Source organism: Nocardioides sp. CPCC 206347 (genome assembly GCF_048654605.1).
Classification (GTDB): Bacteria; Actinomycetota; Actinomycetes; order Propionibacteriales; family Nocardioidaceae; genus Nocardioides.
Map to the genome: position 1 here is coordinate 451,599 of NZ_JBMCYZ010000004.1, position 18,926 is coordinate 470,524.

Sequence of the window (18,926 nt, forward strand, 5' to 3'; positions counted from 1 at the left end):
TGCTGGTAGAACCATCGGCATGCGTCGGATCTCGGTGACCCTCGGCTTCCTCCTGCTCGTGACCGGCGGGCTCACCGCATGCAGCGGCCAGGAGGACGAGAAGGCAGGGCGATCGATGGCCGACGACCTGGCGTCGGCGCTGGAGGCAGCGGCCGCGCCGGACGGGGCCGACGCCGGGAAGCCGCAGCCGGCAGCGTTCGACGCCGTCGACTTCGGTGACGTGAAGGCGGCCGCCGTGGCGGAGGAGTACGCCGCGATCATCGACGACATGGACGGCATCGCCCCCGCCGTCGAGGTGCAGGAGTTCAGTGCCGACGACGGCAAGGGCACCGCGACGCTCGCGTGGTCCTGGCCCGAGAGCAAGGACGCGGCCTGGACCTACGAGACCGAGGTCGCGCTCGCCGAGGTGGACGACAGGTGGAGCGTCGCCTGGGCGCCGTCGGTCGTCGAGTCGACGCTGAAGCCGGGTGACATCCTCGACGCCGTCACCCAGCCGACGGACCGCGGCGACATCCTCGGCGCCGGCGACGAGGTCCTGGTGACCGAGCGCCCCGTCATCCGGATCGGCATCGACCGCACCCGCGTGGAGGCAGCCCAGGCTCCGGCCTCCGCCAGGGCACTGGCCGAGCTCGTCGACATCGACGTGGCGCCGTACGTCAAGGCGGTGAAGAACGCCGGCCAGCGGGCCTTCATCGAGGCGATCACCTACCGCGAGGGCGAGGTCCCGGGCGCCGTCCAGACCGGCGTGCGCACCATCGACGGTGCCCACCAGGTCAGCGACGAGGTCGCGCTGGCGCCCACCCGCAGCTTCGCGGCACCGATCCTCGGCCGTGTCGGCCCGGTCACCGGCGAGATGGTCGAGAAGGACCCGGACAAGTACCGCACCGGCGACATTGCCGGCCTCTCCGGCCTGCAGGCGCGGTACGACGACCAGTTCCGCGGCAACCCCGGCCGGATCGTGTACGCCGTCCCCGAGGCCGCCGACGCGAAGAAGCGCACCCTCTACGACCGCGCCGCCACGGCGGGCCGGCCGCTCTCGCTGACCCTCGACGCATCGACCCAGAAGATCGCGGAGAGCGTGCTGGCGGAGGTCGAGGGCGTGACCGCGCTGGTCGCGATCCGGCCCAGTACCGGAGCCATCGTGGCCGCCGCCTCGCCCGAGCAGAACTACGCCGCGTACGGGCAGTTCGCGCCCGGCTCGACGTTCAAGATCGTCACGTCGCTGGCCCTGCTCCGCGCCGGTCTGACGCCCGAGTCGCCGGTGGAGTGCACGCCGACCACGACCGTCAACGGCAAGCGGTTCAAGAACTACTCCGACTACCCGTCCTCGGGGCTCGGCACCATCCCGCTCAGCAAGGCGATCGCGAACTCCTGCAACACCGCGTTGATCAACGCCCGCGCCAAGGTCGACGACGGCGACCTCGCCGCGGCCGCCGCCAGCCTCGGGCTCGGCATCGACCACGACCTCGGCTTCCCCGCGTTCTTCGGCGAGGTGCCCGAGCCCGCCAGCGACACCGAGGCTGCCGCCGATCTGATCGGACAGGGCAAGGTGCTCGCCTCGCCCATGGCGATGGCCGCGGTGATCGCGAGCGTGCAGGCAGGAAGGACCGTCGTACCGCGGCTGCTGGAGCAGGTCGACGTGAGCGTGCCCAAGGAGGCCGCGCCGCTGACCGCCGAGGAAGCCGCGGCGCTGAAGAAGATGCTGCGCGGCGTGGTCACCGACGGCAGCGGCCGCGGCCTCGCGGACGTGCCCGGCGCCCCGGTGATCGCCAAGACCGGCACGGCGGAGTACGCCGACGGCGGCACCATCAGGACCCACGCGTGGATGGTGGCCGCCCAGGGCGACCTCGCCGTCGCCGTGTTCGTGCAGACCGGGGTGTCCGGTTCGCAGACCGCGGGTCCGCTGATCGAGCAGTTCCTCCGCCGCGCCCGGTGAGGCCATGCCACCCGGGACCTTGGTCCCGGGTCGAAATGGTCGATCGGTGGGACCTTGCCCCACGCCCTATGGCGGCCACCAGCCCCGCGCTATCGTGGAGGAAGTCGTACATCGGAGGGAGCACCGATTCCGACAAGAGCCCGTCGTTGACCCCATGCAATGACGGGCTCGCTCCTTTTTCGCCCGGGACTGGCAGGGTGGGGGCATGAGCTTTCGTGAGCGCCTGACCCACCTGCTTCCGGAGGGGCGACGCCAGCTCCTGATCGACGGCGCCTGGACTCCGGCCGGCAACGGTGCCCGGCTCGACGTCATCGACCCGGCCGACGGATCGGTCCTCACCGACGTCGCCGACGGCACCCTGGACGACGCCCGCGCGGCCCTCGATGCGGCGGCCGCCGCTCAGCCGGGCTGGGCCGCCACGGCGCCGCGTGAGCGCGGCGAGATCCTGCGCCGGGCGTTCGGCCTGGTCACGGCCCACGCCGACGACCTCGCGCTCGTGATGAGCCTCGAGATGGGCAAGCCGATCGCCGAGGCCAAGGGCGAGGTCACCTACGGCGCGGAGTTCCTGCGCTGGTTCTCCGAGGAGGCGGTGCGCATCCACGGACGCTGGATGCACAACCCCGCGGGCGGCAGCCGGCTGCTGACCGTGCGCAAGCCGGTCGGTCCCTGCCTGTTCATCACCCCGTGGAACTTCCCGCTCGCCATGGGCACGCGCAAGATCGGGCCGGCCATCGCGGCCGGCTGCACGATGGTGGTCAAGCCGGCCGCGCAGACGCCGCTGACGATGCTGCTGCTCGGTGGGTTGCTGGCCGAAGCAGGCCTGCCTGCGGGGGTCCTGAACATCGTCACGACCGACGACGCGGCCGGGCTCAGCACCACCCTGATGGCCGACCCACGGCTGCGGAAGGTGAGCTTCACCGGCTCGACCCCCGTCGGGAAGCGACTGGTCGAACAGTCCGCCGGACAGCTGCAGCGGGTGTCGATGGAGCTCGGCGGCAACGCCCCGTTCCTCGTCTTCGCCGACGCGGACCTCGACGCAGCCGTCGACGGCGCGATGCTCGCCAAGATGCGCAACATGGGGGAGGCCTGCACGTCGGCCAACCGGTTCCTCGTCGAGGCGTCGGTCGCAGACGAGTTCGCCGCCCGCCTCTCCGAGCGGATGGGAGGACTCCGGGTCGGCCGCGGCCAGGACGTCGGCATCCAGGTCGGGCCGCTCATCGACGAGAAGGCGGTCACGTCGGTCGCCGCGGTCGTGGACGACGCCCTGGCGCGGGGAGCACGAGCGCTCACGGGTGGACAGCGGGTCGACGGTGCCGGGTTCTTCTACCCTCCGACGGTCCTGGTCGACGTACCCGCGGACGCGGACGCGGTCACCACCGAGATCTTCGGCCCGGTCGCGCCGATCACGACCTTCACCACCGAGGACGAGGCGATCACGCTGGCCAACGCGACGGAGTACGGCCTGGCGGCGTACGCCTTCACCCGGGACCTCGCGCGCACCCTGCGGCTGGCCGAGCGCCTCGAGACCGGGATGCTCGGGATCAACACCGGCATCGTGTCCAACCCGGCCGCGCCGTTCGGTGGCGTGAAGGCCAGCGGGTTCGGGCGTGAGGGCGGCTTCGAGGGCATCGAGGAGTACCTCGACACGACGTACGTCGCGTTGCCTGCTCCGTAGGTCGCTTGACCTCAAGGATGCTTGAGGTTGTTGTGTGGTCTCGAGACGGTTGCTGCGCAACCTCCTCGACCAACGGGGCGCTGGGTGTGCCGATGAATTCGGTGGCCGATGTCGGTCCTCACGTGCAGACTCGAAGGACCACCATGACTGATCAGATCACCCCCCTCGCACCGCCTCCCGAGGATTCCGGCCTCGAGCCCTCCGGGCGGCGGTTGCCGCGCGCACTGACGCCGTTCCGCCATGCCGCCTACCGACGGCTCGGCACGGCCCTGGTGCTGCAGACGTTCGCGAGCGGGGTGTGGGTGGTCGCGCTGGTCTGGGAGGTCATCCGGATCGACGGTGGCCCCGGGCAGCTCTCGGTGGTGTCGACCGCCGGTGCCGTCGGCGTCCTGCTCCCCGCCCTGCTCGGCGGTGTCGTGGCCGACCGGATCCCGCAGAAGCTGATCCTGCTCGTCGTCGCGGCCGTCGAGCTGGCTGGCATGACCGTCGTCGCGCTGCTGTCGTGGGCCGACCTCACCCAGCTCTGGCACCTCGCGGCCGTGTCGTTCAGCACCGGTGTCGCGATGGCGTTCTACTACCCGGCCTACTCCGCCTGGCTGCCCGCGCTGGTTCCCGAGGAGGACCTGATGGCGGTCAACGGGTTCGAGGGGATGGTCCGCCCGACCGTCGGCCAGGCGATCGGCCCGGGTGTCGCGGGTGTCGTCGTCGGCGCCGCGTCCTCATCGGCGGCGCTCGGCGTCGCGGCGACGTTCAGCCTGATCGGGCTGCTGGCGCTGACCACGGTTCCGCTCACCGCCGTACGACGCGAGATCGCCGCCGACCCGGAGTCGGGCCCGGCAGGCGCGGTGGCGACGGCCTTCGCCGACATCCGCGAGGGCTTCGTCTACATGATGAGGACGCCGTGGCTGCTGGCCACGCTGCTGTTCGCATCGATCATGATCCTGGTCCTGATGGGGCCGCTCGAGGTGCTGGTCCCGTTCCTCATCAAGGACAAGCTCGATGGCGGTCCGGGTGACCACGCGATCGTGCTGGCCTGCTTCGGTATCGGTGGCGCGGTGGGCTCCATGGCAATGGCCTCGATCCGGATGCCGCGGCGCTACCTCACCTGGATGAACCTGATGTGGGGCCTGGGCTGCCTGCCCTTCCTGCTGATCGGCTTCGCGCAGGACGTGTGGGTGATCGCGGCGTCCGCGTTCGTGATCGGCGCCTTCTTCTCCGCGCCGATGGTGATCTGGGGGACGTTGCTGCAGCGCCGCGTTCCGCCGCACCTGCTGGGCCGCGTCGCCTCGCTCGACTTCTTCGTCTCGGTCAGCCTGATGCCCGTCTCGATGGCGATCGCCGGCCCGGTGGCCGAGCTGATCGGCCTCGAGGCGACGTTCGCGATCGCGGCGATCGTGCCGGGCATCGCGGCGATCGTGGCGGTCACGTGGGCGAAGCTGCCGGCCGACGAGCTGGCGAACCCGCTCAGCGACTGAGGCGGGCCACCGCCGCCGCGACGTGGCGGTGACCGACCGCCTCGTAGCCGGCGACCGTGACCCACGGGGCGAGCGACAGCACGACCAGGCACCAGGTGAGGTCGACCTCGGCGGCAGCCATCAGCACCGGCGCGACCAGCGGGATGATGGTCAAGGCCAGCAGGAGCAGGTGGAACGCGTCGGCCGAGTGCGTGATCGCCGAGTAGAGCAGGTAGTAGCCGATGATCACGATCGCCACCGGCACCACCACGGTCAGCACCGATCCGGTGAGCCCCAGCTTGCTGTGGTGCTCCAGGTAGTACGCCGCGACATGCAGGCCGGCGCCGATGGCGACGATGCCGCCGAACAGCACCATGTGGCCGTAGCCCCAGACGAACGAACGGTCGCGCCGGGCGTGCAGGATCTCGCCGTGGGGTACGCCGAAGTACATCCACCAGATCCCGAACGTCAGCGCGGTGCCGGCGAATGCCAGCAGCGCCACGTCAACGGTGACGCCGCCCTCGGAGAGCGCGGTCAGCGACACCATCGTGCCGATCATCCCCTCGCCGAGGGTGATGATGACCATCAGGCCGTAGCGCTCGGCGACGTGGTGGGCGTGCCAGGGCGTGCCGCCGCGTCGGGTCTCGGCGTACGCCGGGCCGCCGATCTCGATCAGGAACGGGATCACCATGAGCGCGAACGTCGTCCCGACGGGGAGGTCGACAAGGGCGAGCACGCACCAGCACACCTGGGCGACCAGGATCGAGACGATGTAGGTCCGGCACGCCGGCCCCCGGGATGCGTCGTGCCGACCGGCCCGCCACCACTGGAACACCATGGCCACGCGCATCACGACGTAGCCCCAGACCATCACGTCGTTGTCGAGGGTGTCGCCGTCGTGGACCGACGTGAACATCGCATGCAGGCCGAGCGCGAAGACGAGGACGCCGACCATCTGCAGCATGGTGGTCAGCCGGTAGATCCAGTCGTCGGTGTCGTACGCCGAGGCAAACCAGGTGAAGTTGATCCAGGCCCACGAGATGCCGAACGTCGCGAAGCCGAACGCCACGATCCCCGCGCCGATGTGGTCCTGGGACAGACCGTGCGCGAGCTCGTTGGCGGCCGTGCCGAAGGCGACGACGAAGGTCAGGTCGAACAGCAGCTCCAGCGGTGTCGCCACCCGGTGCGCCTCGTGCGGGTCGCGCCCGGACATGCGTTGCTTGCGGTGTGCCACCGCCGACTCAGCCATGGCGGCGAGTCTAGGCGTCTCGGTACGCCTCGCCTGGCGGCTCGGCTACGCGACGACCATCCGACGGCCCAGCAGGCCGAGCAGTCGTCGCGCCGGTCCGGCGTCCGCGCTGACGGGCACGGGCGGCCCGAACTCGCCATGCTGTTCCAGCGCCACCGCGAGGGCCGTCGGCAACAGGCCCTCGGCGAGCTCGTCGGGGAGTACGGCGTCGTACCCGGTCGTGCGTGCGACGTCCCAGCCGTGGGTCGCGATCTCCAGGGCAGCGAGGCGGGAGATGGTGCCGACCGGCACCGGGCGCCCGCCGACCTCGACGAGGGGCGTGGTGGCCGACGCCCAGGCGCCGAGCAGGCCGCACGCCTTGGACTGCAGGGCCGCGATCTGGTCGCCGACCGGCGCGGGTGCCGCACTGTGCAGGCTGATCACCCCCGTCGCACCCTCCGCGAAGGCATCGAGGGAGTCCTCCATGTGGGCGAGCAGGTCGACCAGTCGCCACTGCGTGCAGGGCGTGCGCAGGCCCAGGTGCGCGGGCGTGATCGTGACGAGGGCGCCCCGCGTGTAGGCGAGTGCGCGCTCGAGCAGCTCCACCCCCGGGTCCGTGGGCACCGGCGGGAGGCCGGGAACCGCGGACATCGCTCAGCCGGCCGGGGCGAGGTCCGGCACGTAGTCGGCCGGCAGTCGTTCGGGGAGCCCGAACCGGGCGAACAGCGCCGTGTCGAAGAAGGCCGTCACGTGCTCGACGCGGAGGTCGTCACCGCTGCCGACCATCTGCAGCACCTGCAGGTGGAACGGCTCGAAATGACCCTCGGGCTGGCGCATGTAGAGCCCGAACGCCGGCTGGCCGTTGGCGGTCGTGGCCACCATCGGCATGTCGGCGACCCCGCCGGGGCACTTGGTGCCGATCAGCTCGCCGATGTTCTCGGGGCCGCGGTAGTGGTTGAGGAACGGCGGCATGTCCCAGGTGGCGTCGTACGTCAGGAGCTGGACGATGCGGTCGATGTCCTTGCGCCAGAACGCCTCGAGGTAGGCGTCGAGCAGGCCCTTCTGGGCCGCGTCGAGGTCGGCCTCGACCGTCTCGGGCGTCAGGCCGCGTTCGGCGAGCTGGGCGTGCGCGCGCTGCAGTGCGGAGTTCACCGCCGCGGTCGTGGTGTCGAGGGCGGTCGCCGTCTCGGCAGCCGACCAGCGCAGCACGTCGCGCAGGATCAGGACGGCGCGCTGCCGCGCCGGCAGGTGCTGCAGCGCCGCGATGAAGGCGAGGCGGATCGTGTCGCGCTCGGCGACTTCCACCGCAGCGTCCGGGATCGGCTCCAGCCACGGGACCTCGTGGTCCTCGAGCAGCTCGTCGGCAGGAGCGGAGTCCGCCGTACCGAGGCCCGTCGGGAGGGGCCGGCGGGGCTTGCTCTCCAGGTTCGTCAGGCAGACGTTCGTGGCGATCTTGTAGAGCCACGTGCGCACCGACGAGCGGCCCTGGAAGTTCGCCGACGCCTTCCACGCGCGCAGGAACGTCTCCTGCACGAGGTCCTCGGCCTCGTGCACCGACCCGCTCATCCGGTAGCAGTGCGCCATCAGCTCCCGCTGATAACGCCCGGTCAGGGTGTCGAAGTCAGCGAGCTCCTCGCTGCCTGCCACTGCCGTCTCGATCTCGGTCACCGTCGCGCTTCCCATCGCTACCCCTGTGTGTCGCCAGTGTGCCTGACGGGTTGACCGGGGTCGACCGGAAAACTCATCGGACCCCGGTGGGTGAGGTGCGAGCGAAGCGAGCCTCGATGCCCCGGATCAGGAAAATGACCAGATCAGCATCTCTGTCGGCACCGCTGCCGTGACGTCGTACGACGGCTGGTCGGTGAGGCTGAACGCGTCGCCCGCCGACAGCGGCTCGGCCAGGGAGAACCGCAGCAGTGCGCCGGTGGTGAGGTAGCCGTGCACCTGGTGGGCGGCCGGGAGCGTGAGGACCTCGCCCGCCTCGAGCCGGACCACGTCGAGGGTCGCCCCGGCGACGCCGACGCCGAGCGGGCCGCCGTCGCCGACGACGCGCACGAGCCCGGCGCCGGGCGCGGCCGCCACGGGGGCGTGGGTGTGGGCCGGCGCCGCATCGGGGTCGTCCGCGGTCAGCCAGACCTGCACGAAGCGGACCGGTCCGTCGGGGCCGGCGAACTCCGAGTGCCGCACGCCCGCACCCGCGCTCAGCACCCCGCACTCACCGGCGCCCAGCGTCACCGACGCCCCGGTCCCGTCGGTGTGCACCACGGAACCGGAGACGACCCACGTGACGATCTCGAGCGCCTGGTGGGTGTGCTCCTCGAAACCGAGGCCGGGACCGAGCACGTGGTCGTCGTGGCAGACCATCGGCCCGAACGACAGCCGTTCGGGGTCGAAGTGCGGCCCGAACGAGAACCCGTGCCTGCTCAGGCGTCCGCGCTCGCGCTCGACGAACCTGACCGAACCCCTGCGGATCTCCACGTTCACATGTCAGATTGTGCCGGTGCCCGATGCCGACCTCGCAGCGCGGTTCCCTGCGGGCTTCCGGTTCGGCACGGTGAGCGCCGCGGCCCAGATCGAGGGCGCCGCCGCCATCGATGGCCGCGGGCCCAGCATCCTCGACACCTTCGCCGGTGAACCCGGTCGCGTCCTCGACGGATCCACGCCCGCGATCGCCTGCGACCACTACCACCGCTTCGGCGAGGACGTCGCGCTGCTGGGGCGGCTCGGGGCGCCGGGCTACCGGTTCAGCATCTCGTGGTCGCGGGTCCAGCCGACCGGTCGCGGCGCGGTCAACACCCAGGGCCTCGACTTCTACGACCGGTTGGTCGACTGCCTGCTCGAGGCGGGCATCGAGCCGATGGCCACGTTGCTCCACGGCGACCTGCCCCAGGGCCTCGAGGACGATGGTGGCTGGCTGAACCGCGAGACGTCGGAGCGCTTCGGCGAGTACGCGGCCATCGTCGGGGCACGCTTCGCCGACCGGGTGAAGGAATGGATCCCGGTCGCGGAGCCGGCGGTCACCGCCTTCCTCGGCTACGGCACCGGCGAGCGGGCGCCCGGCCGTCGCCTGCTCTTCGACGCGCTGCCCGCTGCCCACCACCTGCTGCTCGGCCACGGACGTGCTGCGGGTGCATTGCGCGCCGCCGGCGCCGAACGGGTCGGGTGCGCGAACAACCACGCACCGGTGTGGCCTGCCTCGGACGACCCCGCCGACGTGGGCGCGACCAAGCTGTTCGACGCCCTGTGGAACGGACTGTTCCTCGAGGCGATGGTGCTCGGACGGCATCCCCAGGACATCGGACCGTTGCTGCAGGAGCTCGTGCTCCCCGGTGACCTGATGGCGATCCGCCAGCCGCTCGACTTCTACGGCGTCAACTACTACTCGCCGCTGCGCGTCGGTGCCGCGTTCGACGAGTCGGGCGACGAGGTCAACGAGTACGACGAGGCCGACGGGGACGACGGGGAGTCGCCCTTCCGCTTCCTCGACATCCTCGGTCGGCCGAAGACCGAGACCGGCTGGGCCGTCGTACCCGAGGCTCTGCAGGAGTGGCTGATCATGACGCGGGCCCGCTACCGGGCAGCGCTGCCGCCGCTGGTCATCACCGAGGCCGGCGCCGCGTACTCCGTGCCGCCCGGGCCGGACGGGACCATCGACGACGCCGAGCGGATCGCGTACCTGACCCGCCACCTCGAGGCCGTGTCCAACGCGATCGTCCAGGGGGTCGACGTCCGTGGTTTCTACGTCTGGTCGCTCCTCGACACCTGGGAGGGCACCGACGGTTTCGTGCCCCGCTACGGCTTCGTCGACGTCGACCACGTGACCCAGGAACGGACCCCCAAGCGGTCCTTCGGCTGGTACGCCGATTTGGTGGCTGCTCACCGAAAGCTCCGCCCCTGAGACGACCTGTCCGATCGGCTGACGCCCACCCGTGGACGTGGGAAAGTGACGCTCATGGCGGACCGGGAGAGGGACCTGGCCGACCGGCTCCCGAAGGACTTCGTCTTCGGCACCAGCACGGCGGCCTATCAGATCGAGGGCGCCGTCCACGAGGGCGGGCGCGGCCGATCGGTGTGGGACACGTTCGCTGCCGAGCCCGGCCGGATCGTGGACGGTTCCACCGGTGCGGAAGCCTGCGACCACTACCACCGTTTCCCCGAGGACATCGCCCTCATGAAGGAGCTCGGTGCCCCGGGGTACCGCTTCTCCGTCGCCTGGCCGCGCATCCAGCCGACGGGTAGCGGGCCCGCCAATGCTGCGGGCCTGGACTTCTACGACCGCCTGGTCGACGGGCTGCTCGAGGCCGGCATCCGGCCGATGGCGACGCTGTTCCACTGGGACCTTCCGCAGGCGCTGGAGGACGACGGCGGCTGGCTCAACCGCGCCACGATCGACCGCTTCGCCGACTACGCCTCGATCGTCGGCGAGCGCCTCGGCGACCGGGTCGCCGACTGGGTGCCCGTCAACGAGCCGAACGTCGTCACCCTGATGGGGTACGGCGTCGGGATCCATGCGCCGGGCAAGGAGCTGATGTTCGACGCGATGGGCGTCGGCCACCACCTGCTGGTCGCGCACGGGCGCGCCGCCATCGCCCTGCGGGCGACCGGCGCGACGAGTGTCGGCTGTGCCAACAACCATGCGCCGATCTGGCCGGCGAGCGACGACCCGGCCGACGTCGGCGCCGCCAAGATCTTCGACCTGATCTGGAACGGGCACTACCTCGAGGGCATGCTGCTCGGCCGGTACTCCGACGACCTGATGATGCTGTGCGAGGAGTACGTGCGCGACGGCGACTTCGCGACCATGCGCCAGCCGCTCGACTTCTACGGCATCAACTACTACAACCCGATGCGGATCGGTGCGGCCGCCGAGGACGCGGAACTCCCGTTCGACTTCCGCGAGGTGCTCGGGTACCCCGTCACCGACTTCGGCTGGCCGGTCGTGCCGGACGCCCTGCGCGAGTGGCTGATCATGTTCCGGGCACGGCTCCGCGCCGCCGTACCCCCGATCGTGATCACGGAGTCGGGGTGCGCCTACAACATGGGCCCCGACGACCAGGGCGTGATCGACGACCAGCTGCGCATCGACTACCACCAGGCCCACCTCACCGCCGTCGCCGAGGCGGCGGAGCGCGGGGTCGACGTGCGCGGCTACTACGCCTGGTCGACCATCGACAACTTCGAATGGGCAGAGGGCTACACCAAGCGGTTCGGCTTCGTGCACGTCGACTACGAGACCCAGGTGCGCACCCCCAAGCGGTCCTTCAGTTGGTACGCCGACCTGGTGGCCCGGCACGCACAGCGGACCTGACCGGCACCGGGCGCGGCTCAGACGCGTTGCTGCAACCCGTCCCGGACTGCCGCCAGGTGCTCCTGCGCAGCGGCCGCTGCCGTCACTCCGCGGGCCTTGTCCGCCTGGAGCGTCTCGGCCGCGATCACGATGCTGCGCTCCGTGGACCGGAGGCTCCGCTCCTGCTCCTCGGCGAGCTCGGTCCGCTCGCGGTGGGCGGCGAACAGGGTGCCCGCGCCGCCGAGGATCCCGGCGATGGCCAGAACCAGCCAGCCCTGTGCCACGAACGTCAATCCGGCGAAGACCATGCCCACCACGATCAGGCCTGCCCCGATCGGTACCAGGAGCTTGTTGACCGGGTTGCGGGTCGCGACACCCGAGAGGACGCTCGACTGCCATTCTGCGGTGGCTCCCGTGGTGTCGACCGTGACGATCCCGCCGACGACCTTGAGCGCGCGGGTGTCCTCGACCGGTACGGCTGCCTGGCGACCGAGGTGGTCGGCGAGGGGGAGCAGGGTCGGGGCGAGGACCTGGCACGCGACGGCGAAGCGCGGCGAGTCGGCGTCCTCCAGGTCGGACAGGAGCAGGGCGAGGACGTCGCCCACCGGGGAGGACCAGTCCGCAGCCATGGTCGCGGTGCGTTCGTCGAGGAATCCGAGGTCGACACGCACGGTCGCCATCCGGTCGAGGATGTCGCCCTCGGCTGGTGACCCTTCGTCGACGAGCGAGCGCAGGCAGTCGGCCAGCGGATCCTCCGATGTGTGGACGGGCGGCGGGTCCGTGTCGGCCGAGCGGTCGGCCGAGCGGTCGGCGTGCAGGACCGCGGCGATCGTCGGGTCGTGGGACACGTCGGCGCGCGCGCCGGAGGCCAGCACCCGTCGCAGGGCATTCAGCTGGGCAGCGGCCTGCTCGCCGTGCAACGCGTCCCGGTCGGTGCCGGTCTTGTCCCGCAGCCACGCCGCCACCTGCTCGGCAGCGTCGCCGTCGGCGGCGACCAGGTTCGTCAGCGCAGACACGAGCTCGGCAACGGCGTCGGTGTGGGTGGGCGCGAGCCGCCCGTCGGCGATCGCGAGCCAGACCTCGCGCTGGGCGACCGAGACGGAGGGCTGGTCGGGCAGGATCCGCTCGAGCGGGCTCGTCGCCCAGCGCGGGTCACGGGTCTGCGCGCTCAGGAGGCTCAGGAACAGGGCGGTGCGCTGGGGGTCGCGGTGCCCGGCCTCGGTCAGCAGTGCTTCGCCGCCGGCGTCCCCGCGGGCGATCGCCGCCACGCCCCGCGCTGCGGCCGCGAGCCAGTATCCGGGCACGTCGGCCGGGTCGACCGCGCCCCGCAGGGCAGCGCCTCCGGTCACGACCACGGTCGACACGACCTCGCGCGCGTAGCGGCGGCAGCCGGCCGCGTCGGCGTACTGGCCCAGCTCGGCCCGGATGTCCTCGTGCTCGACCAGGGCCACCAGGGCGCGCGTGAGCCGGTCGATCTGTCCCTGCAGGTTGCCCTGCTGGGTGCGCATCTGTTCGACGAGGCGGTTGCGGGCGCGGCGTTCGGCGGCGAGTTGTTCCTCGGCGGCGTCGATCCGCTTGTTCTGCTGCCAGTCGGCCCAGTAGTTGTTGCTCACCGGGGTGATGTGCCCGCACCCGCGTGACGCAAACGCCGGTGGGTCGCGCCGGCACCGGGCGCTAGCCTGCCGGTCATGCGCGCCATCCAGGTCATCACCACCACGGGTCCCGCCGACGTCACCGTCCGCGAGGTCGCCGAGCCCACGCCCGGTCCGGACGACGTCCTCGTCGAGGTGCACACGGTCGGGGTGTCGTTCCCGGACCTGCTGCTGAGCCGCGGCGAGTACCAGCTGCGCCCCGAACCGCCCTTCTCCCTCGGTGTCGACTACGCCGGAGTCGTGGTCTCCGGGCCCGGCTTCGAACCGGGCCAGCGCGTCGTCGGCGTCGGAGGGTACGGCGGCGCGGCGGAGCTCGTGGCCGGACCGCGTGAGGCGACGTTCGCGCTCCCTGACGGCGTCAGCTTCGAGGAGGCCGTCGCACTGCCGATGAACTACCTCACCGCCCTGTTCGCACTCGACGAGCGCGGTGGCCTGAAGGCAGGCGAGACGGTGCTCGTGCACGGCGCTGCCGGTGGCGTGGGCACGGCCACGATCCAGGTGGCCCGGGCTCTGGGTGCCCGCACCATCGCGGTGGTCAGCACCGAGGAGAAGGCAGCGTTCGCGCGGGCCGCCGGTGCCGACGAGACCGTTCTCGTCGAGGGTTTCCGGGACGCCGTACACACCCTCACGGAGGGCAAGGGAGTCGACGTCGTGCTCGACGTCGTCGGCGGCTCGCTGTTCACCGACTCGCTGCGCTCCCTCGCCCCGCAGGGCCGGGTCCTCGTGGTGGGCTTCGCCGCCGGCGAGGGCATCCCCGAGGTGAAGGTCAACCGGCTGCTGCTCAACAACGTCGACGTGCGCGGTGTCGGCTGGGGCGCCTACGCGTTCTTCAAGCCGGGCTACCTGCAGCAGCAGTGGACCCAGCTCGTGCCGATGATCGAGTCAGGCGTGGTGAAGCCGCCCATCGGCAAGGTCTACGCGATCGACGAGTTCGGCCAGGCCCTCGTCGACATGGACGCCCGCGCGACGCTCGGGAAGTCCGTCGTGCGCCTGCGCTGACCTGCTGGCTGTCCGACCGGCGCTCGCTCAGCGTCGACCCAGGTCGATGGTCCACCAACGGGTGCCGTCACTGCTGAGGGCGTACCCGGCACCGACCGCGCGGAACCGGCAGTCGAGCAGCAGCGCGCGGTGGGCCGAGCTGTTCATCCACCGCGTCACGGCCCCTGATGCCGTCGTCGGTCCGACCGCGAGCACCTCGCCGAGCAGCTTGGCGTTGGTGTAGCCCGCGGTCGCCACTCGCGTCCGCAGCGTGGCCTCGCCCGGCAGCTGGTGCGACAGTCGCCGGGCACGTGCCATCAGCGCGTCGTGCCGGCCCGAGGCGGTCTGCAGCGAGGAGCGGACCAGCAGGGCGACGCAGCCCCTGCGGGCTCGTGCCCGGTTGATGAGCGTGACGACGTCACGCTCCATCAGGTCGGCGGTGCTGGCGCGGGCCGGTCCGGGAACGACGAACGCCGCTCCCGTGGGAGCGGCGCTGACGGACGGTCCGACCAGCAGTCCCGCGAGGACGGCCGCCGTACCGATCAAGGTAAAGAGTGGGCGCACGCGCACATCATGGTGGCGCGAGGTGCCCTTTCGGGCAACAACGGTAAAATTCAGCGTCGGCCGAAGTCCTGGGTCCACCACACGCGGCCGCCGTAGGGCACGACGCCGATGCCGATCTCCCGCAGCGTGCAGTCGGTGATGTTGCGGCGGTGCGACGCGCTGTTCCACCACGCCCGGACGACGAGGCGCGCGGTGCTGTAGCCGGCCGCGATGTTCTCGGCAACCTTGCGCCAACCGGTGTAGCCGGCCAGCGTCACCCGTCGGCCCAGGCGGTACTCGCCGGGCAGCTGGTGCGACATGACCCCGTTGCGGGCCATGACGTACGAGTGCTTGCGGGCGGCCTGGCGCAGGTCGAGGTTGAGCCGCAGCGGCCGGCAGCCGACCGCGGCCCGCTTGATGTTGGTGAGCGTCAGGACGGCGCCCTCGAGCACGGCGTTGACGGTGAAGCGGCCGGCGAGCGGCGCGCTCATGACGCTCGTGGTCGTCGGTGTGGCAGCGGTTGCTGCCGTGGCTCCGGACGTAGAAGTGAAGGCCGCTCCGATGACGACGAGCAGGCCGATGACAATGTTTTTGATCCCCCAGTGACGCATGTGTCAATGGTCACTTCGGGCAGGGGGCGAACACACCGGTGGCGCGTTCGGTCCGCGCTAGTCCTATCGGACTAGCGTTACCCGGCGGACGGCCATCCCTGCGGTATGTCAGGTCAGCCGGGCAAGCGGCGATCGGCGGGAGTCAGCGCCGTCCGAAGTTCTGGGTCCACCACAGCTGGCCGTTCTGCAGGACCACGCCGACACCGAGGTCGCGCAACCGGCAGTTGAGCATGTTGCGGCGGTGGCTGGGGCTCTTCATCCAGGCCCGTACGACGGCGTCCGGACCACTGAATCCGCGGGCGACGTTCTCGGCGACCAGGCGCCACCGGGTGTAGCCGGCGCGGGTGATCCGGGTCGAGAACCTCGGCTCGCCCGGGAGCTGGTGCGACATCACGCCGCGCGTCGCCATGGTCACCGTGTGGCCACGAGCCGACTTGCGCAGCGACAGTGAACTGCGGAGTGCACCGCAGCCGTGGGCGCGACGCTGGCGGTTGGTCAGGGCCAGGACCCGGTCCTCGAGCACTCGCTGGATGAGGCCCGCGGCGACCGCGCCGTGGAGGGGGCCCGGTGTCAGCCGGGCAGTGGCGGCGGCCGTTGGTCCGGGCGAGGCGTCGGCAGGTGCGGCAGCAAGGCTGAGCAGCAGCCCCAGCACGATGCAGGGCACGAGTCCGATCTTCTTCGCCATGAACCCCACATCGGCCCCGCGCCGTCCGGCCTGAGGCTGGTGCGACGAATCAGGACGATGTCCTGCCCGCCCGTCGTTGCGGCGAGGTCCTAGGCTCAGTCCCGTGAGCATCCTTGATGACGCCCGTCCGGGCATGGACCTCGGAACCCGCCCCCAGGACGACCTCTTCGGTCACGTCAACGGGGCCTGGCTGGCGGAGACGGAGATCCCCGCCGACCGGTCGAGCTGGGGACCGTTCGTCCAGCTGGCCGACCAGGCCGAGGAGGACGTGCGCGCGATCATCACCGAGCTCGCCACCGGCGCGCCCGCCAACGAGGACGCCCGCAAGATCGCCGACCTCTACAACTCCTTCATGGCCACCGACCGGGTCGAGGCGGCTGGCCTCGCGCCGGTGCAGCACCTCGTCGACGCCGTCGCCGGCCTGCGCGACGTGCGGGACGTCGCGGCCTTCCTCGGCGAGTTCGAGCGGATCGGCGGCTACGGCCTGTTCGGTTCCTACGTCGACACCGACGACCGCCAGTCGGACCGCTACCTGTTCCACCTGGTCCAGGGCGGCCTCGGCCTGCCGGACGAGTCCTACTACCGCGAGGACAAGTTCGCCGAGATCCGCGAGGCCTACCTCGCCTACCTCGACCGGCTGCTCACCCTCGGCGGCCACGCCGACGCCGCCGGTGCCGCGCAGCGGATCCTCGACCTCGACACCGCGCTGGCCCTGGGCCACTGGGAGCGTTCCGAGACGCGCGACGTCCAGAAGACCTACAACCGGTTGACCGGCGACGAGCTCCGCGCCCTGTGCCCCGCGTTCGACTGGAACGCCTACATCACCAACCTCGGTGGCCAGCTCACCGGCCCGCAGTCGACGATCGCCGAGGTCGTGGTCCGCCAGCCGTCGTACCTCGAGCACCTCTCGAAGGTCCTCGACGAGACCCCGATCGAGACCTGGCGCGACTGGTTCACCTCGCGCGTGCTGCGGTCGGCGGCGCCGTACCTCTCCGACGACTTCGTGCAGACCAACTTCGACTTCTACGGGCGGACCCTGTCCGGCACGCCCGAGCTGCGCGCGCGCTGGAAGCGTGCCGTGTCGTTCGTCGAGGGCGCGATGGGCGAGGCCGTCGGCAAGGAGTACGTCGACCGGCACTTCCCGCCGACGTCGAAGGCGATGATGGACGACCTCGTCGCCAACCTGCTCGCCGCCTACCGCACGTCCATCGGCAAGCTCGACTGGATGACGGAGGAGACCAAGCAGAAGGCGTACGACAAGATCGCGACCTTCCGTCCGAAGATCGGCTACCCGACGAAGTTCCGCGACTACAGCGCGCTGACCGTGGTGGGCGACGACCTGGTCGCCAACGCCCAGGCCTCGGCGGGCTTCGAGACCGACCGCCAGCTCGCGAAGATCGGTGCGCCGGTCGACCGCGACGAGTGGTTCATGCTGCCGCAGACCGTCAACGCGTACTACAACCCCGGCACCAACGAGATCTGCTTCCCGGCCGGCATCCTGCAGAAGCCGTTCTTCAGCCCCGACGCCCTGCCGGCCGAGAACTACGGCGGCATCGGTGCCGTGATCGGCCACGAGGTCGGCCACGGCTTCGACGACCAGGGTGCGCAGTACGACGGCGAGGGCAACCTCAACGACTGGTGGACCGCCGACGACAAGGCCGCGTTCGAGGTGAAGTCGAAGGCGCTCATCGAGCAGTACGACGCCTTCTCCCCGCGCAACCTGCCCGACGAGAAGGTCAACGGCGCGCTCACGGTCGGCGAGAACATCGGCGACCTCGGTGGCCTGACCATCGCGCACACCGCTTTCCTGATCGCGGCCGAGGCCGCCGGCACCGAGGCGACGCTGGAGGACCGCAAGACGCTGTTCTTCAACTGGGCCTACGTGTGGCGCACCAAGCGCCGCATCGAGCAGGAGACGCAGTACCTCACCATCGACCCGCACAGCCCGCCGGAGTTCCGCGCCAACATCGTGCGCAACCTCGATGAGTTCCACGAGGTCTTCGCGACCACGCCGGGTGACGGGCTGTGGCTGGACCCCGAGGCGCGCGTCCGGATCTGGTGACCGGCGAGGACCACGGCCCGGTGGGACGTTCGGAGAGGTGGCCTCGCTACCTCCGGCCCGGCCCGGACGAGGTGCTGGACGAGCATCTCGACGGGGATGGCCTGCCGCTGCCGGTCGAGGGCGAGATCGACCCGGTTGCCGAAGAGGCCGCGCGTCGCGGGGAGGAGCGACGTACGCGGAGCAAGTGGATCCGGCTGGGCGTCATCCTTGCGGCCGTCTCGGTCTGGGCTGCGGTGGACCGTCCCGGTGGCGAGGACCCTCCCGACCGGCTGCCGGCGGAGCAGCGGTACGAGCCGATCGCGACCGACCAGGGGCTCGCCGACCTCCGGGCAGCCCTGTCGGACGCGACGGGTTCCACACAGGTCCTCATGCTGCGCACGTACGGCGTCGACGAAGCCCAGGTGACGGTGCCGCCCGCCGTGCCGGGTGATCTCGCCGAGCTGTGGCGGTGGGACGGCGACGTCCTGGAGAAGTGGATGGGCGAGGTGGTCCGTGACCGCGTCGCCTTCGACCTGGCCCAGGTGGACGCGGACGTGCTGGTGGCCGTCGACGAGGAGGCTCGACGGCGCAGCCACGGCCGCATCAGCGACAGCCGGATCAGCGTCACGAGGCCGGCGGACGGCGACTCCTGGCTGCAGGCGCACGTCGACGAGGTCGACCACGGCGGCGTGACGCTGTGGTCGGACCTCGACGGCAGGATCGAGTCGGAGCTGGTCAACAAGAGCTGGCGCGACGACTGAGGAGTGCGCGTCGGTCCTGCCCTGCTCCGCTAGCGTCGGCTCGACCTGCCCGGACACTGCACACCCAGGAGTCGC

The 18,926-nt window shown here is 71.1% G+C and carries 16 protein-coding genes; 8 read left to right on the top strand and 8 right to left on the bottom strand.

The window, feature by feature from the left end; translation table 11 throughout:
- The first annotated feature begins 19 nt into the window (after positions 1-19).
- From ACOACQ_RS16410 to ACOACQ_RS16420, 3 genes are all read left to right on the top strand, one after another.
- Positions 20-1,936: a penicillin-binding transpeptidase domain-containing protein gene (locus ACOACQ_RS16410; protein WP_420288791.1), complete on the top strand. Its 1,917-nt coding sequence runs from the start codon at positions 20-22 to the stop codon at positions 1,934-1,936.
- 205 nt (positions 1,937-2,141) lie between these two features.
- Positions 2,142-3,611 (top strand): NAD-dependent succinate-semialdehyde dehydrogenase, encoded by a 1,470-nt coding sequence (locus ACOACQ_RS16415; protein ID WP_420288792.1) that lies wholly within the window; start codon positions 2,142-2,144, stop codon positions 3,609-3,611.
- A 143-nt stretch (positions 3,612-3,754) separates the two neighbouring features.
- On the top strand, positions 3,755-5,086 hold the full coding sequence (locus ACOACQ_RS16420) for an MFS transporter (protein ID WP_378601458.1): 1,332 nt from the start codon (positions 3,755-3,757) through the stop codon (positions 5,084-5,086).
- Here the strand turns inward: ACOACQ_RS16420 and ACOACQ_RS16425 are convergent.
- The 4 genes from ACOACQ_RS16425 to ACOACQ_RS16440 all read right to left on the bottom strand — a co-directional run bounded on the left by ACOACQ_RS16425 (position 5,076) and on the right by ACOACQ_RS16440 (position 8,777).
- Positions 5,076-6,314: a low temperature requirement protein A gene (locus ACOACQ_RS16425; RefSeq protein WP_420288793.1), complete on the bottom strand. Its 1,239-nt coding sequence runs from the start codon at positions 6,312-6,314 to the stop codon at positions 5,076-5,078. The genes ACOACQ_RS16420 and ACOACQ_RS16425 overlap by 11 nt on opposite strands.
- 45 nt (positions 6,315-6,359) lie before the next feature.
- A complete protein-coding gene (locus tag ACOACQ_RS16430) occupies positions 6,360-6,944 on the bottom strand; it encodes a TIGR03086 family metal-binding protein (RefSeq protein ID WP_420288794.1) in 585 nt (194 codons plus the stop codon).
- A 3-nt stretch (positions 6,945-6,947) separates the two neighbouring features.
- A complete protein-coding gene (locus ACOACQ_RS16435; RefSeq protein WP_420288795.1) occupies positions 6,948-7,976 on the bottom strand; it encodes a sigma-70 family RNA polymerase sigma factor in 1,029 nt (342 codons plus the stop codon).
- Positions 7,977-8,087: 111 nt separating this feature from the next.
- Positions 8,088-8,777 carry a pirin family protein gene (locus ACOACQ_RS16440; RefSeq protein WP_420288796.1) on the bottom strand — a complete coding sequence of 230 codons (690 nt, stop codon included), beginning with the start codon at positions 8,775-8,777 and terminating at the stop codon, positions 8,088-8,090.
- Positions 8,778-8,793: 16 nt separating this feature from the next.
- Here ACOACQ_RS16440 and ACOACQ_RS16445 point away from each other — a divergent pair, with 16 nt between their 5' ends.
- Positions 8,794-10,191, top strand: a complete 1,398-nt coding sequence (locus ACOACQ_RS16445; protein WP_420288797.1) for a glycoside hydrolase family 1 protein — start codon at positions 8,794-8,796, stop codon at positions 10,189-10,191.
- 54 nt (positions 10,192-10,245) lie between these two features.
- The gene (locus ACOACQ_RS16450) at positions 10,246-11,601 is read left to right on the top strand and encodes a GH1 family beta-glucosidase (RefSeq protein ID WP_420288798.1); all 1,356 of its coding nucleotides are present in this window, start codon (positions 10,246-10,248) and stop codon (positions 11,599-11,601) included.
- 17 nt (positions 11,602-11,618) lie between these two features.
- On the opposite strand, the gene ACOACQ_RS16455 is transcribed toward ACOACQ_RS16450, so the two are convergent.
- On the bottom strand, positions 11,619-13,193 hold the full coding sequence (locus tag ACOACQ_RS16455) for a hypothetical protein (protein ID WP_378601434.1): 1,575 nt from the start codon (positions 13,191-13,193) through the stop codon (positions 11,619-11,621).
- 75 nt (positions 13,194-13,268) lie between these two features.
- Here ACOACQ_RS16455 and ACOACQ_RS16460 point away from each other — a divergent pair, with 75 nt between their 5' ends.
- Positions 13,269-14,231: an NADPH:quinone oxidoreductase family protein gene (locus ACOACQ_RS16460; protein ID WP_378601431.1), complete on the top strand. Its 963-nt coding sequence runs from the start codon at positions 13,269-13,271 to the stop codon at positions 14,229-14,231.
- 27 nt (positions 14,232-14,258) lie between these two features.
- Here ACOACQ_RS16460 and ACOACQ_RS16465 read toward each other — a convergent pair whose 3' ends face one another.
- The 3 genes from ACOACQ_RS16465 to ACOACQ_RS16475 all read right to left on the bottom strand — a co-directional run bounded on the left by ACOACQ_RS16465 (position 14,259) and on the right by ACOACQ_RS16475 (position 16,049).
- Positions 14,259-14,774: a CAP domain-containing protein gene (locus tag ACOACQ_RS16465; RefSeq protein ID WP_378601429.1), complete on the bottom strand. Its 516-nt coding sequence runs from the start codon at positions 14,772-14,774 to the stop codon at positions 14,259-14,261.
- Between the two features lie 50 nt (positions 14,775-14,824).
- Complete coding sequence (locus ACOACQ_RS16470) at positions 14,825-15,364, bottom strand: CAP domain-containing protein (protein ID WP_378601426.1); 540 nt, start codon at positions 15,362-15,364, stop codon at positions 14,825-14,827.
- A 142-nt stretch (positions 15,365-15,506) separates the two neighbouring features.
- On the bottom strand, positions 15,507-16,049 hold the full coding sequence (locus ACOACQ_RS16475; RefSeq protein WP_378601423.1) for a CAP domain-containing protein: 543 nt from the start codon (positions 16,047-16,049) through the stop codon (positions 15,507-15,509).
- 103 nt (positions 16,050-16,152) lie between these two features.
- On the opposite strand from ACOACQ_RS16475, the gene ACOACQ_RS16480 reads away from it, so the two are divergent.
- Both ACOACQ_RS16480 and ACOACQ_RS16485 read left to right on the top strand, forming a co-directional pair.
- Positions 16,153-18,111: a M13 family metallopeptidase gene (locus tag ACOACQ_RS16480; protein WP_420288799.1), complete on the top strand. Its 1,959-nt coding sequence runs from the start codon at positions 16,153-16,155 to the stop codon at positions 18,109-18,111.
- Positions 18,108-18,851: a hypothetical protein gene (locus ACOACQ_RS16485; protein ID WP_420288800.1), complete on the top strand. Its 744-nt coding sequence runs from the start codon at positions 18,108-18,110 to the stop codon at positions 18,849-18,851. The genes ACOACQ_RS16480 and ACOACQ_RS16485 overlap by 4 nt, the downstream gene beginning before the upstream one ends.
- The last annotated feature ends 75 nt before the right edge of the window (positions 18,852-18,926 follow it).

Bases quoted from the DNA above. Each gene is read 5' to 3' on its own strand.
- ACOACQ_RS16410 (WP_420288791.1), top strand. From the start codon at position 20: ATGCGTCGGATCTCGGTGACCCTCGGCTTCCTCCTGCTCGTGACCGGC.
- ACOACQ_RS16415 (WP_420288792.1), top strand. From the start codon at position 2,142: ATGAGCTTTCGTGAGCGCCTGACCCACCTGCTTCCGGAGGGGCGACGC.
- ACOACQ_RS16420 (WP_378601458.1), top strand. From the start codon at position 3,755: ATGACTGATCAGATCACCCCCCTCGCACCGCCTCCCGAGGATTCCGGC.
- ACOACQ_RS16425 (WP_420288793.1), bottom strand. From the start codon at position 6,314: ATGGCTGAGTCGGCGGTGGCACACCGCAAGCAACGCATGTCCGGGCGC.
- ACOACQ_RS16430 (WP_420288794.1), bottom strand. From the start codon at position 6,944: ATGTCCGCGGTTCCCGGCCTCCCGCCGGTGCCCACGGACCCGGGGGTG.
- ACOACQ_RS16435 (WP_420288795.1), bottom strand. From the start codon at position 7,976: ATGGGAAGCGCGACGGTGACCGAGATCGAGACGGCAGTGGCAGGCAGC.
- ACOACQ_RS16450 (WP_420288798.1), top strand. From the start codon at position 10,246: ATGGCGGACCGGGAGAGGGACCTGGCCGACCGGCTCCCGAAGGACTTC.
- ACOACQ_RS16460 (WP_378601431.1), top strand. From the start codon at position 13,269: ATGCGCGCCATCCAGGTCATCACCACCACGGGTCCCGCCGACGTCACC.
- ACOACQ_RS16470 (WP_378601426.1), bottom strand. From the start codon at position 15,364: ATGCGTCACTGGGGGATCAAAAACATTGTCATCGGCCTGCTCGTCGTC.
- ACOACQ_RS16475 (WP_378601423.1), bottom strand. From the start codon at position 16,049: ATGGCGAAGAAGATCGGACTCGTGCCCTGCATCGTGCTGGGGCTGCTG.